Below are 12,635 nucleotides of genomic sequence, written 5' to 3'. Positions count from 1 at the left end.
TCAGCTCCTGCGGTTGCCGTCGACCAGGGCCTTGCCGGCCGGGATGCGTATCTCGTAGCCGCCGTCGAGCACGGCGGTGCCGCCGGCGGGCAGGTCCACCCGCCACACGCGGGTGCCCGGGGCGAGCCGGTCGGGGCCCGCGCCCTCCTCGGGGACCGTCCAGTCGGCCCGTTCGTCGATCCTGACGTCCGGATCGGAGGTGACCGGCACCCGTTCACGGACCTCGACGGTGACCGGCCGTGCCAGCCGGTTGGCCAGCTCCACGTGGACACGGTGGTCGAGCACGGTGGTGCCCCCGCGCAGGCCCGCGGACGACTCGCGCAGTTCGGTACGGCGGGTGACCCGGACGGCCTCGGCGGGACCGAGCCCCACCCGGCGCCCGCCGCCCGGCGCGAGGGTCGGCAGAGCGGTGGTCAGCAGGAACTCGTCGTCGACGGTGACCTCCACCGGTCCGGCCAGCAGGGCCTGTCCGGTGGCGTTGGAGAGCACCAGCGTCGCGTAGACGGTCTCCTCGACGGCCGGCACGCACAGGTACTCGGTGCGCAGGCCGACCGGGATCCCGGTGACGGTGACCGTGTGCCAGGTGCCGTCGGAGGGGATGTCGGTACGGGCGGTCGCGTCGAAGCGGTGGTCGAAGGAACCGGCCGACTCGCGGGGCCGTACGGCGTGGCCGGGCAGCGGCAGCGCGGCGACCGCCTCGGCGCGGCGGCGGTGCTCCGCCGCCACCGGATCGAAGGACGAGTCGGGGAAGAGCAGGCCCCTGCGCCCGGCCGGCTCCCCCGGGCCCGCCAGGACGAGCGCCGCGTAGTCGAGTTCGGCGCCGCTGGGCTGCGGCGGACCGGCAGGAGGCGCCGCCGGCGCGGGGGCGGCCGGTACGGCGCCGGCGGGGGCCGTCGCTCGCGCGGGGCCGCCGGGAGCCGGGGGCGGCCCGGCCACGGAGGTCTCGAAGGAAGCGCCGCCACCGCGGGGCGGAGCGCCCCGTCGTGAGCGGGTCGGCTGTGCGTGTCCGGGCGGCGCGCCGGTGGCGCCGGGCGCCGGGAACGGGGGAGGCGGAGCCCCGTAGGCCTGCGGTGCCGCGGGCGGAGGCATCGGAACCGGACCGGCCGCGGCCCGGTCGGCCCTGGGGCCCGCGGCGGCTCCTGCCACGACCCCTGCCACGGTTTCCGCCGCGGAGGCCTGGCGCGCGGCGGCCGGAGCGGGACGGGCCGCCGAGGCGTCGTATCCCGTGAACAGGCCGGAGAGCCCGGCGGGGGGCTCGCGCCAGCCGGCGGGCGCGGGAGCCGGCTGACGGCGTCCGATGCGGATCGAGCGGAGCCGGGGCAGATCGGTGCGGCGGTGGAGGTCGGCGGTGGCCAGGGCGATGCGTACGCCGTTCCAGTCCTCCCCGGTGCGCTGGGCCACCGAGGCGCGCAGCACCAGCCGGCCGCTGTCGTCGCCCTGGCGGTGGTCGAGGCGGTAGGCCGGGGCCCAGACCGCGCCGGGCACCCCGTACTCCACCTCCACCTCCACCTCCGGCCCCGGGTCGTCCGTGCCGTGGAGGGTCACCAGCGCCGAGACCGTGGTCGCCACGTGCGCCGACGGCGCGTCGGTGGAGGCACGGGTGAGCGCGTCCGCCGCGACCATGAAGTCGTGCTCGACACGGAGCAGCGCTTCCTCCAGCCGGGCCAGGCGGTCGTGCAGGCCGGTAAGCCGCGCCTCGACGAAGTCGGCCAGCTCCAGCCAGGCGTGGACCGGGGTGCGGCGGGGCAGGTCCTCGCGCTCGCGGCCCGGCGGGATCGGGCGCAGCGCCCGGACCTCCTCGATCAGGCCCAGCTGCCGGTCCCGGCGTGCCCGCGCCGCGGCGCACTCCTCGCGCAGCCGCTCCACCTCACGGTCCAGTTCACGCGGTGCGCCGGCGCCGGCCGGTTCGGCGTCGACCTCGATACGGGCCTCGACGACCCGCACCCCGGAGGTGCCCACGACACGGGCCCGCAGCGAACCGGGGTCCACCGTCCGGGGCAGCCCGGGGATCCGCACCCTGCCGTCCGGCGGCACGCTGCCGCGCGCGAGACGCCGGCAGAGCGCGCCCTGCGCGTGCACCACGACCGAGTCGAGGGTCGAATCCCAGTCCTGAACCGTCGCAGCCTTCACGTGCTCCCCCTGGCCGTGTCCGTACTGCGCACAGGGTACGCCGGACGGCACACGGGCCCGCAACGCCCGTCCGGCACCGGTCGGAGCCGCTCGTCGCGTGCCCGGGACGCGGGCGGATGAGTACGACGGCACCGCACGGCGAGGCGGCGCACGGGACCCGATGAGTACGGCGACTCAGGTCCTCGGACCGTCCCGGCGCGACGATGGAGTCCGCCACGCGCCGTTGCCGCGCCCCGCCTTTGCCGCACCGCCACAGCGCACCGGAACGCAGGAGTCACGTGCTCAGTCGCATCGCCGCCGCCGTCGTCCCCGCCCTCGGGCGTCTGACGACCTCCACCGAGCTCACCGGGCTTCCGGCCCCGGGCATCCTCGTCGCCAACCACACCTCCCTGGCGGACCCCGGCATCGTGCTGGCCGCCCTGCGCTCCCTCGGCATCGAGCCCGTGGTCCTGGCCACCGCCGGACTGTGGCGCGTCCCCGTCCTGGGGTACCTGCTGGACCGTGGCGGCCACGTTCCCGTCCACCGCCGTACCGCCCGGGCGGCCGACGCCCTGGACGCGGCCGCGGCGGCCCTCGACGCGGGCCGCCACGTCCTCGTCTACGGCGAGGGACGGCTGCCGCGCCGGGCGGACGCCGCCGAAGCGGCACCCGAACCGTTCCGCAGCGGCCCCGCCCGCCTCGCCATGGCCTCCGGCGCCCCCGTCGTGCCGGTCGGCCAGGCAGGGGCGCGACGGGTCACGTCCGGCAGCCGCGCCCAGCAGATCGCGGGTCTCCTGACCGCTCCCGTCCGCCGTCCCCGGCTCCACGTCCATGTCGGCGCGCCGCTCCACCTGCCGGCGGGGACCGCGACAGCCACCGCCGCGGCGCATCGGGCGGTGGTGGCCGCGTGGCAGGTCGCGGCCGGGCAGCTGCGCGACCGGAATTGTTGAACTTTCAGGCATTGGATAGAGTCGAGGAAGCTTGAACCTTCAAAGACTCGATCCTGTTCAGGAGGGCCCCCATGACGTCCACCCTCAACCCCCCGCGCCCCACCGCCGGTTCCGGCACCGTCCCGGCACCCCTGCACGCCTATGACGTCGGCCTGCTGATCCTGCGCGTCACCATCGGCCTCACCGCCGCCGCGCACGGCACCCAGAAACTGTTCGGCTGGTTCGGCGGCGGAGGTCTCGACGGCACCGGACAGTTCTTCGCCATGAGCGGCTACCCGTCCGGCAGGTCGATGGCTGTCGTCGCCGGGCTGAGCGAGACCCTCGGCGGACTCGGCCTGGTCGTCGGCCTGTTCACGCCGCTGGCCGGCGCCGCCGTCCTCGGGACGATGATCAACGCGCTCGCCGTGAAGTGGGGCGGCGGCTTCTTCGCACCCGACGGCGTCGAGTACGAGCTCGTCCTCGCCGCGGCGGCCGCCGCCCTGGCCCTGACCGGACCCGGGCGCCTGGCCGTCGACCGGCACCTTCCGGTGCTGCGCGCCCACCGGCTCGTACACGGCGTCGCCGCGGTCGTCCTGGCCGTCGTCCTCGCCGCGCTCGTCCTGCTCGTACGCGACTGACCGGGCCGGCCGCCGGGCCCACGGTCCGGATCCCGTCCCGTCTCGTCGGAGCCGTAGCCCGGCGTCCCTCCCGACCGGTCACCGGCCGGTCATCGATCAGCCACCGATCAGCCACCGACCAGCCCTGGAGCCGACCCATGACCGCATTCGCGCCGCCCACCGTCATGACCCAGGGCGATCCGGACGGGCCGCTCGTCGTCCTGCTGCACGGTCGCGGGTCGCGGGAGAGCGAGATCATCGCACTCGCCGACGCCCTGCCGGCCGGCTTCCACTACGCCGCGGTGCGCGCGCCCATCGCCGAGCACGGCGGGTTCGCCTGGTTCGCCAACCGTGGCATCGGCCGTCCCGTGCCCGACTCGCTGCGGGAGACCATGGACTGGTTCCGGTCGTGGCTCGACGAGGTCCGGCCGGCGGGCGGGCCGGTGTTCCTGGTCGGCTTCAGCGGTGGCGCCGCCTTCGCCGGGGGCCTGCTCCTCGACGATCCGCACTGTTACGCGGGAGCGGCCGTCCTGTACGGCACACTCCCCTTCGACGCCGGGCTGCCCACCGGCCCGGGGCACCTGGCCGGTGTGCCTGTCCTCGTCGCGCGGGGCGATCGCGACCAGGTCATCCCGCGCGACCTCCTCGACCGGACCTGGCAGTACGTCACCGCCGGGTCGGGCGCGCGCTCCACCGCCCGCCGCGACCCGGTCGGGCACGCCCTCGCGCCCGCCGCACTCGCCGCCCTGTCCGACTGGCTGCGGGCGGAAGCGGGAGGGGACGCCGCCGCCTGAGCGGGGATCCGCCGGCCGGCCGGCTTCCCGCCCTCGCGGCGGTCACGGCCGGCCGGCCGTGCTGCGCGCCTCCGGGCGTGGTGCCGCCGGACGTTCCCGTCCCGTACGCCGGCCGACCCCGGCGAAGGCGGCGGGGCGGAGCGGCTTCCTGTCCGTCCGGCCGGCCGAGCGGTCCCACACGTGCCGCGCCGTCGTGAGCGCCCGGCCCCGGCAGGTGCGCAGCTGGCTGCGGGAGAGGCGGGCACGCTGTCCGCCGCCCGTCATCAGGGCGTTGACCGACGCCATCGGGTCGCCGCCCGCCGCCCGGGAGGCCAGCGCCCCCACCACCAGGGGAATCAGGACCACCGCGAGGGCGGAACCGGTGGTGGCCGCCCTGCTGCCGGCGATGCGGAACGGGCGGGGGCGTGGCTGCTCCTGGGTCATGACGGCAGTTCAGCAGCCGCCCGGCCGCCACGGCATCGGGTGACGTACTCAGCCGGCCCGGCCGAGGTACTCAGCCGCGGGCGGAGTAACGGCGCGGCCGTCCGCCCACCGAACCCCGTACGCCGCCGGGGTTCAGGAGCGGGTGAAGATCCACTCGTGGTTGTTCTGGCCTTCCGGGGCGCAGGGCCAGATGATCAGGTCGCGTGTCCCGTCGTCGCGGCCGTAGGAGTCCAGGCACTGGTTGTCGCTGGCCGCGTTGCGTATCCAGAACTTCCCGTCGGCCTGCTTGTCCAGCCACCACAGCTGGTTGTCCTTCGTGGTGCCGTTGCAGGGGAACTCCGTGACCTTGGTGGCGCCTCCGACGCCCCCGTAGCCGGGCAGGTCCAGGCACATGCTGTCCATGACGTTGCGGATCTGGAAGAGCGGCGCTCCGCCGGGTCCGGCCTTGTCGTAACGCTTCTCGACGTTCCACAGCTGGTTGTCGTCGGTGTTGCTGTTGCACGTCGCGTGCGTGACCGGCCCGTCCCGCCTGCCACTGGTGAAGCCGGGGACGTCCACGCAGGTGCCGTTGGTGTTGTTCTTGATCAGCACCCTGGTCAGGACGGCCGGCAGGGTGCTCACCGTCTTCTTCGCGGCGGCCTTCTTCTTCGTCTTCGGCGTCCGGCTCGGCGAAGGGCTGGCGCTGGGGGAGGGCGCGGTGGCCTTCTCGGCGGCGGGCGGCGCGGGCTCCGCCTTCTTCGCCTCCTTCTTCTTCGCCTTCGTCTTCGAGGGGGAGGGAGCCTGGGTGACGAAGACGCCGGCCGGATCGTCCGCCTTGTTCAGTACGGTGTCGGAGGCCGCCGTGTCGACGGTCTTCTTCTCCTCGTCCTTGTCGGTCGCCGTGATCAGCAGCGGTACGGCTACCAGGATGGCGCCCGCCAGCGCGGCACCGGCGAGGACCGGCTTGCGGGGGCGGCCGATTCCGCTCGCGGTGGAGCTGTTGGCGCCGCCGCTGTCCACGGCGGCCGCGATGGCCTCGGGCCGGCCCCTGGTCGCAGCGGCGGAAAGCGCTCGTGCGCCGTTGTCCGTACCGCCCTCGCCCTGGGCTCCGTCGGTGTCCCCGGCCTGCTCGCCGGCGGACGCGCCCTCGGCCCCGCCCGCCCCGCCTGCTTCGCTCGCCGGACCGGCCGCCGCGGTACCGGCCTCCGACGCGCCCGTCGCTCCGGCGGACCCGGCCGCCTCGCCCGTGCCGGTGTCGGCGCCCGTACCCGTCTTCGTACCGGTACCGGTGCCGGTGTCGGCTCCGGCTTCCGGTCCGCCCTCGGCAGCCTTCCCCGCGGCGCCGCCCTGCTGCGCGGAGGTGGTCGGCGGCTTTCCGGTGCCGGTGATCTGGGCCGCGACGGCCTCGGCGTCGGGCGTGGTGGCTGCCGTGTGCGGGGCGGAGGTCTCACCTGACGCCCGCTGCTGGTCGGACATGGACTTCCGTACCTTTCCTCGCGGTTCAACTCGGAAGTTGCGGTAGATCGGCAGAGGCCGCTGGGAGCTGCGCCTGTGGGCTGTTCGTAAAGGTGTTCGCCGTACGATCGGGGCCAGCGTAATTGATGTTGCGTGCGGTGCTGTCCCGAGGGCGGCAGAACTTCCCGCGCGGCAGGAGGGGTTGCCGGTCGGCAGGGTCCGAGGGCGGTCGAGGAGGGTCCGTCGGCGCGCCGACGGGGGCCGCCGGCCGCGTCGCAGCGGTGGCGGCCCCCGTCCGGGTCACGGGCGGCGCGCGTGCGCGAAGCCCCGTCGGTGCCAGAGCAGGCCGCCCGAGTGTGCGGGCTCACCGCCCACACCGGTCACCCGGCCCACCAGGATCGTGTGGTCGCCTCCTTCCAGGACGTCGTGGCGGACACAGCGCAGGGTCAGGGAGGCGTCCCTGATGACGGGCGCCCGGTGGAACTCCGTGGCCAGCGGGATGCCGTCGAAGCGCTGCTCGGCCGGCCGCATGAAACGCTCGACGAGGTGTTCCTCGCCGGGCCCGAGCAGATGCACGGCGAAGTCCTCGGCGCCGGTCAGCGCGTCGTGCGTACGGGAGTTCCGGTCGAGGCAGACGAGGAACAGCGGCGGGGCCAGGGAGAGCGAACTGACGGCGCTGGCCGTCAGACCGCGCGGCCTGCCCAGTTCGTCGTAGCAGGTGACGATGGTGACGGGGGCCGCCAGGGCCGACATCGCGGTCCGGAAGGCGTCGGCCAGATCCTGCGAAGCCGCGGGAGCGGGTGCCGGCACAGGCACAGGTACGGGCGTACGGGCGTGCGACGACTGGGACTTGAGCAGCGTCGACGTCATCGGGCCACCTCCAGGGGCCGGGCCGCGCCCTGCAGCCAGCGGCCCTCCGGAGCCCCGGTGAAACCGTCGCGGAAGTCCCAGGCGACGCGGCCCGCCTTCACCGTGCTGGTGAAACGTCCGGTGAAGGTCCAGCCCTCGTACGCGGACCAGCCGCACAGCGCCTGTACGTCACGGGAGGAGAACTGCCAGCGTTCGGACGGGTCCAGCAGGGCCAGGTCGGCGTCCGCGCCCGGTTCGAGCCGTCCCTTGCCGTGCAGGTCGAAGAGCGCGGCGGGTCCCGCGCCCATCAGCCGGGCCAGGTGCGCGGCGGCCTCGTCCGGGCCGATGTCCCTGGTGCGCAGGCCCGTCCAGACGGCCGTGGCCAGCTCCTGCACACCGGGCAGGCCGGGCGGCGCGTCGGCCGGCGGACGGTTCTTCTCCTCCACGGTGTGCGGGGCGTGGTCGCTGCCCAGGGTGGCGACCTCCCCGCGCAGCACCGCCTGCCACAGGCGCCTCTGGTCACGGGACTCGCGGATGGCCGGGGAGAGCCGCGTACGGGGACCGCGCCGGGTGGTGTCGTCGTGGGTGAACGACAGGTGGTGGCCCGTCACTTCGTACGTCAGCGGCAGTCCCTCGGCGGCGGCCGCCGCCAGCAGGTCGGCCTCCTCCGCCGACGACACGTGCAGGATGTGCGCGTTCGTGCCGAACTCGCGCACCAGCCGGACGACCTGGGCGACGGCGACGATGCCTCCCGACCGCGGCCGGTGCGGCTCGTACCCGCCGTACGAGTCCGGGGTGCCCGCGCTCGCGTCGAGGAGGTCGAAGACGTGCTGGTCCTCGGCGTGCAGCACGAGCCGGACACCGCCGCGGGCGGCCGCGGCGAAGGCGCGCCGCAACTGCTCGCCGTCCCGGAACACCACCGGAGCCGTGTGGTGGCCGGCCATGAAGACCTTCGCCGAGGACGCTATCCGCGGGTCGAGCTCGGCCAGCAGCTCGGGGCGGTCGGGATCGGCGCCCATGTGGAAGCGGTAGTCGACCCGGGACGTGCCCTCGATGACCTCGGCCTTGGCGAGCATGCTGGACTCGTCGAGGGACGGCGGGCGGGTGTTGGGCATGTCCATCACGGTCGTCACACCGCCGACGAGGGCGGCCCGGCTGCCGTGCTCCCAGTCCTCCTTGTACTCCAGGCCAGGAGTGCGGAAGTGGACGTGGGAGTCGATGAGTCCCGGCAGCACGTAGCGGCCGCGGGCGTCGAGACGGGGACCCGGGGGCACCGGCTCACCGGGTGCGAGCAGGGCCGCCACCTTGCCGTCACGGACGACGACCGTTCCGTCGCGGACACCGTCGGGGGTGACGAGCCGGCCGCCGACGACGCTCAGTTCGGCAGGGCCGGCCGGATCGGTGGGAAGGCCGGCGGGCAGGGGATTCAACGGTTCCACGTCAGACTCACCAGTTCCTTGCAGAGGTCGTTGGTCGGTCCCATCAGGGCGACGGCGCGGGCGTCGCGTCCGTAGCGGTTGATCTCGTTCGAGGCGACGTAGCCGGCCGAGCCCAGGAGCCGCTCGACGGCGTTGACGACGCGCTCGGCGGCCGAGGAGGCGACGAGCTTGGAGTGCAGCGTGGCGATCCCGGGGTCGGGAGCGGTACGCCGGCCGGCCCGCTCGACGACCGCACGGGCCGTCTCCACCTCGCCGGCGATGTCCACCAGCCGGTGACGTACCGCCTGCTGGGCCAGCAGGCCGCGGCGCTCCGCGTGCCGATGGGCCAGGTCGAGGGCGGCCTGGGCCAGGCCCACGGACACGGCGCCGAGCGTGGCACCGCTGTCCCGGACGCCGGCGATGATCGAGGCGGCCGTGCCGATCGGCCCCAGCCGGGCGGTGTCGGGGACGTGGCAGTCGTGCACGGAGACGAACCCCGTCGCCGAACCGCGCATGCCGGTCAGCCGCAGCGAGGTGTCGGGCACCAGCCCCGGGGTGTCGGCCGGTATCAGGAAGAAGGTCTGGCCGACGGAACCGTAGCCGGTGTCCGGGGCGGCGTCCGGCGCCGGTTCCTCCGTCCGGGCCAGCACCAGGTAGATGTCGGCCAGACCGGCGCTGGTGGTGAAGGACTTGGCGCCGTTCAGGACCCAGCCGCCGTCGGGCGTGCGGCGGGCGGTGGTGGACAGCTGCTTCTTGTTCGCGCCGGCCCCCGGCTCGCTCCAGGCGGAGGCGGCCAGCCAGTCGCCCCGGGCCAGCCGGGGCAGCAGCCTGCGGCGCAGGGCCGGACTGCCGTGTTCGAGGATGCGCCGGCTGACCGCGTAGTGCTGGAAGAGCATGATCGAGGCGGAGGCGTTGACCTGCGCCACCTCTTCGACGGCCGTGTTGAGCCCTTCGGCGTCCGCACCCGCGCCGCCGTACTCGAAGGGCAGCGCCAGACCCAGCAGGCCGCTCTCGCGCAGCACCGCCAGGGCCGGCCGGTCGGGTTCGCCGCTCTCGTCGGCGTCCTGGGCATGGGCGGCCAGCAGCTTGCGCACGGGCGCGGTCAGAGCGGCGGCCGACGGGGCGGGCGGCAGGCCGGTGAGCGTCGGCGCGTCGGGCACCGTCAGGCTGTCAGCGGAAGCCATGACAACTCCTCGGAGGCTGTGGCGGGCAGGAAGGGGCCGCGGTAGTCGACCTGCTTCTCCGCGACGGAGATCCAGGCCAGCCGGCGGTCGTGGGGGCCGCCCGTCGTACGGGCCGAGGCGCGGACCGTGGCGCCCGGCGTGCGCAGGGCGAGCATGCCGCTGTCCGACTGCTCCGAGACACCGGACAGGAGGTAGGGGATCGTGCCCTCCACGGCGGCGCCGGCGGCGAGGCAGGTGGCGCCGGTGAGCGCCACCGTCGGATGCCAGGACGGGACGGAGATGGCACGGACCGCGAGGGAGCCCACACCGTCGGGGAGCAGCGCGGCCACCTTGGGGAAGGCGCCGGTGGTGTCCCACCCCTGGGCCCGGCAGACCGCCAGACGCAGCCTGGTCATCCGGTCGAACAGCACGAGGTCGTCGGCGAAGAGGTCCTCGACGGTGTGGACGCCCAGTTCGGCGGCGTGCACGAAGAGGTACGGATTGCCCATGGAGACCAGGGAGACGGGGACCGTGCTCCCGTCGAACCGGACGCCGGTGACGGGCTCACCGGTGATCAGGAGCTCGTTCACCGGCCGCGGCGGCGAGCAGAGGAAGTGCGCCGTGAAGCGGGTGCCCCCGTCCGTGGTCTCCTCCGCCTCGCACACCACGTTGTCCCCGTTGTTGAGCACGTTGACCCGGACCCGGCAGCCCGGCACGAGGGGCTGGATCATGCCGGTACGGGCCGCCGCCTCGACCGCCGCCAGGATCGAGTGTCCGCAGGAGCCGCGCAGGTCGAAGCTGTCGAGACGGTCCGGCATCGACTGGACGAAGCGGTAGTCCAGGTCGAACAGGGGGTGCCGGGAGGGCTGGACGAGGGCGTTCTTCAGGACGTCGGCGGCTCCCTGGTCGGCGAGGGCCGCCCGCAGTTCGGTGAGCCGGGCGAGCAGTTCGGGTTCCGATTCGGGCATGGTGCGCGCGTCCACGACGGCGGTCGGGCACGGGGTGCCGTGCGCCCGGGCGAGGCTGATGGTCATGCCGCCTCCTGCAGGACTCGTACCGGGGTGTGCAGGGTGAGGGGCGCTCCCGCCGCGCCGAAGAACTCCTGGCGCCACAGCTGGTGCGACATCAGGGACCACAGGGCCAGGGACACCGTGTCGCCCGGCCGGGCGGCCTGCTCGTCGAAGAGGGCGTCGACCCGCTCCGGGCGGATCCGGCCGTCGGCGCGCAGCGCCTGGGGGGACAGGACGTCCCGGGCGAGGGTCCACAGCCGCTGGCCGGGCGCGAGCATCGCGGTGACCGGGAGGGTGAAGGGCTGCTTGGGCCGTTCCAGCACGCTGCGGGGGATGAGCCCCTGCGCGGCCTGGTACAGGGCCCGCTTCACGCCCACGCCCGGTACGAGCCGCTGCTCGTCGGTGAGACCGGCGGCGAAGCGCACGACGGACGGCTGGGTGAACGGCAGCCGCACCTCGACCGAGCTCGCCATCGACAGGTGGTCGACGCGCCGCAGGTGGTAGGCGGGCAGCCGGTAGCGCTGCTCCACCGCGCCGATGCGCTGCAACCGGGTGCCGGGGCTGCTGTGCAGGATCCGCCGGACGCCGGGCGGCAGGGCCGGACCGACCGCGTTCACGGCGAAGGCGTACTCGTCGGTGTAGAGGCTCTCGCGCAGGGCCCGCGGGACGGCGGCGAGGTGGTCGAGGTAGCCGTCGATCCAGTGCGAACCGTGGTGCGCGGCGACCGCCTGGGTCATCCGGGAGTATCCGCTGAACAGTTCGTCGGCCGCGTCGCCGGTGAGGGCGACCTTGAAGCCGGCGTCACGGACCGCGCGGAAGAGGGAGAACGTCGACAGGGTGATCGGGTCGGCGTTCGGCTGCCCCAGGTGGCGTACCACGTCGGTCATCAGGTCCGGGAAGGTGGCCGGATCGACCTCGACCTGGTGGTGCGTGGTGCCGGCGGCGCGTGCCACCTCGGCGGCGTAGGCGCGCTCGTCGCTCGGCCAGGTGCCGGTGTAGGCGATGTTGAAGGTGTGCAGGCTGCCACTGCCGCCGCCGTCGCGCAGCGCCCGGGCGGCGAGCGCGGTGACGAGACTGGAGTCGAGCCCGCCGGAGGTGACCGCCGCGACGGGGGCGTCCGCGATCAGGAGCCGCGACACCTCCTCGGACAGCAGGTCGCGCAGCTGGTCGCCGGCCTCGGTGAGGGTGCGGTCCCTGTCGGGGCGCAGGCCCAGCTCGTGGGCCATCGGACGCTGCCTGAGCCGCAGCCCGTCCCGGTGGCTGAGGACGGCGGTGGTGGCCGGCGGGAACACCTGGATCCCGCGGAACATGGTGCGGTTGCCGAACGGCGTCTTGGAGGTCAGGTAGGCGTCCAGACCCGCCTCGTCCTCCTCGGCCCTCACCCCGGCGAAGCCCAGGAGCGCGGGCAGTTCGGAGGCGAAGTGGAAGCGGCCGGCGGCACGGTCCCAGTGGTAGTACAGCGGCTTCATGCCCGAGTCGTCGGTGGCCAGCACCATGCGCGGGGTCTGCCGCAGATCCATGATCGCGACGGAGTACATGCCGTCCAGGTGCTCGGCGAACCGGTCCCCGTACGTGAGGTACAGCGCGGGGAGCACGGAGCCGTCGCACTGGTCGTCGAAGTGGAAGCCGAGGCCGGTGAGGCGCTCGCGCAGCTCGCGGTGGTTGTAGATCTCACCGTTGAAGACCACGGTGACCCGGCCGAGGTGGTAGGGCTGGGCGCCCCCCTCGGGGTCCATGATCGACAGACGGTTGTTGCCGAGCGCCCAGTCGGGCCGGTGCGCGACGCCCTGGGCGTCGGGACCGCCGTGGTGCATCAGGTCGGCGACGCGGCGCAGCTCGGCCCGGTCGGAATGGACGTTGAAGGTTCCGTATATGCGGCACACGCTGCG

Annotated in this window: 11 protein-coding genes; 3 read left to right on the top strand and 8 right to left on the bottom strand. The window is 74.5% G+C overall.

The window, feature by feature from the left end; all coding sequences use genetic code 11:
• Entirely contained in the window at positions 1 to 2,130 is a 2,130-nt protein-coding gene (locus tag QFZ75_RS00805; RefSeq protein ID WP_307533253.1) for a DUF4139 domain-containing protein, read from the bottom strand.
• A gap of 278 nt (positions 2,131 to 2,408) precedes the next feature.
• Between QFZ75_RS00805 and QFZ75_RS00800 the strand changes: the two genes are divergently transcribed.
• The 3 genes from QFZ75_RS00800 (at position 2,409) to QFZ75_RS00790 (ending at position 4,449) form a co-directional block, all read left to right on the top strand.
• Entirely contained in the window at positions 2,409 to 3,059 is a 651-nt protein-coding gene (locus QFZ75_RS00800; RefSeq protein ID WP_307533251.1) for a lysophospholipid acyltransferase family protein, read from the top strand.
• 71 nt (positions 3,060 to 3,130) lie between these two features.
• Positions 3,131 to 3,676 (top strand): DoxX family protein, encoded by a 546-nt coding sequence (locus tag QFZ75_RS00795; protein WP_307533249.1) that lies wholly within the window; start codon positions 3,131 to 3,133, stop codon positions 3,674 to 3,676.
• A 137-nt stretch (positions 3,677 to 3,813) separates the two neighbouring features.
• Positions 3,814 to 4,449 (top strand): alpha/beta hydrolase, encoded by a 636-nt coding sequence (locus tag QFZ75_RS00790; protein ID WP_307533248.1) that lies wholly within the window; start codon positions 3,814 to 3,816, stop codon positions 4,447 to 4,449.
• 42 nt (positions 4,450 to 4,491) lie between these two features.
• Here the strand turns inward: QFZ75_RS00790 and QFZ75_RS00785 are convergent, their stop codons facing one another.
• The 7 genes from QFZ75_RS00785 to asnB all read right to left on the bottom strand — a co-directional run bounded on the left by QFZ75_RS00785 (position 4,492) and on the right by asnB (position 12,629).
• Positions 4,492 to 4,872, bottom strand: coding sequence for a hypothetical protein (locus QFZ75_RS00785; protein WP_307533247.1), 381 nt, complete (start codon positions 4,870 to 4,872; stop codon positions 4,492 to 4,494).
• A 132-nt stretch (positions 4,873 to 5,004) separates the two neighbouring features.
• The gene (locus QFZ75_RS00780) at positions 5,005 to 6,327 is read right to left on the bottom strand and encodes an RICIN domain-containing protein (protein ID WP_307533245.1); all 1,323 of its coding nucleotides are present in this window, start codon (positions 6,325 to 6,327) and stop codon (positions 5,005 to 5,007) included.
• A 279-nt stretch (positions 6,328 to 6,606) separates the two neighbouring features.
• The gene (locus QFZ75_RS00775) at positions 6,607 to 7,176 is read right to left on the bottom strand and encodes a flavin reductase family protein (RefSeq protein WP_307533243.1); all 570 of its coding nucleotides are present in this window, start codon (positions 7,174 to 7,176) and stop codon (positions 6,607 to 6,609) included.
• A complete protein-coding gene (locus QFZ75_RS00770) occupies positions 7,173 to 8,594 on the bottom strand; it encodes a dihydroorotase family protein (RefSeq protein WP_307533241.1) in 1,422 nt (473 codons plus the stop codon). The genes QFZ75_RS00775 and QFZ75_RS00770 overlap by 4 nt, the downstream gene beginning before the upstream one ends.
• The gene (locus QFZ75_RS00765; RefSeq protein WP_307533239.1) at positions 8,582 to 9,757 is read right to left on the bottom strand and encodes an acyl-CoA dehydrogenase family protein; all 1,176 of its coding nucleotides are present in this window, start codon (positions 9,755 to 9,757) and stop codon (positions 8,582 to 8,584) included. Before QFZ75_RS00765 ends, QFZ75_RS00770 begins: the two co-directional genes overlap by 13 nt.
• Positions 9,736 to 10,770, bottom strand: a complete 1,035-nt coding sequence (locus QFZ75_RS00760; protein WP_307533237.1) for a PrpF domain-containing protein — start codon at positions 10,768 to 10,770, stop codon at positions 9,736 to 9,738. Before QFZ75_RS00760 ends, QFZ75_RS00765 begins: the two co-directional genes overlap by 22 nt.
• Complete coding sequence (gene asnB / locus QFZ75_RS00755) at positions 10,767 to 12,629, bottom strand: asparagine synthase (glutamine-hydrolyzing) (protein ID WP_307533235.1); 1,863 nt, start codon at positions 12,627 to 12,629, stop codon at positions 10,767 to 10,769. Before asnB ends, QFZ75_RS00760 begins: the two co-directional genes overlap by 4 nt.
• Positions 12,630 to 12,635: the final 6 nt, after the last annotated feature.

It is taken from the genome of Streptomyces sp. V3I8 (genome assembly GCF_030817535.1).
Taxonomy (GTDB): domain Bacteria; phylum Actinomycetota; class Actinomycetes; order Streptomycetales; family Streptomycetaceae; genus Streptomyces.
The sequence above is the reverse complement of the archived record's forward strand: the minus strand, read 5'-3'. Positions and strand labels throughout refer to the sequence as shown.

Bases quoted from the DNA above. Each gene is read 5' to 3' on its own strand.
- QFZ75_RS00760 (WP_307533237.1), bottom strand. From the start codon at position 10,770: ATGACCATCAGCCTCGCCCGGGCGCACGGCACCCCGTGCCCGACCGCC.
- QFZ75_RS00775 (WP_307533243.1), bottom strand. From the start codon at position 7,176: ATGACGTCGACGCTGCTCAAGTCCCAGTCGTCGCACGCCCGTACGCCC.
- QFZ75_RS00795 (WP_307533249.1), top strand. From the start codon at position 3,131: ATGACGTCCACCCTCAACCCCCCGCGCCCCACCGCCGGTTCCGGCACC.
- QFZ75_RS00790 (WP_307533248.1), top strand. From the start codon at position 3,814: ATGACCGCATTCGCGCCGCCCACCGTCATGACCCAGGGCGATCCGGAC.
- QFZ75_RS00765 (WP_307533239.1), bottom strand. From the start codon at position 9,757: ATGGCTTCCGCTGACAGCCTGACGGTGCCCGACGCGCCGACGCTCACC.
- QFZ75_RS00785 (WP_307533247.1), bottom strand. From the start codon at position 4,872: ATGACCCAGGAGCAGCCACGCCCCCGCCCGTTCCGCATCGCCGGCAGC.
- QFZ75_RS00780 (WP_307533245.1), bottom strand. From the start codon at position 6,327: ATGTCCGACCAGCAGCGGGCGTCAGGTGAGACCTCCGCCCCGCACACG.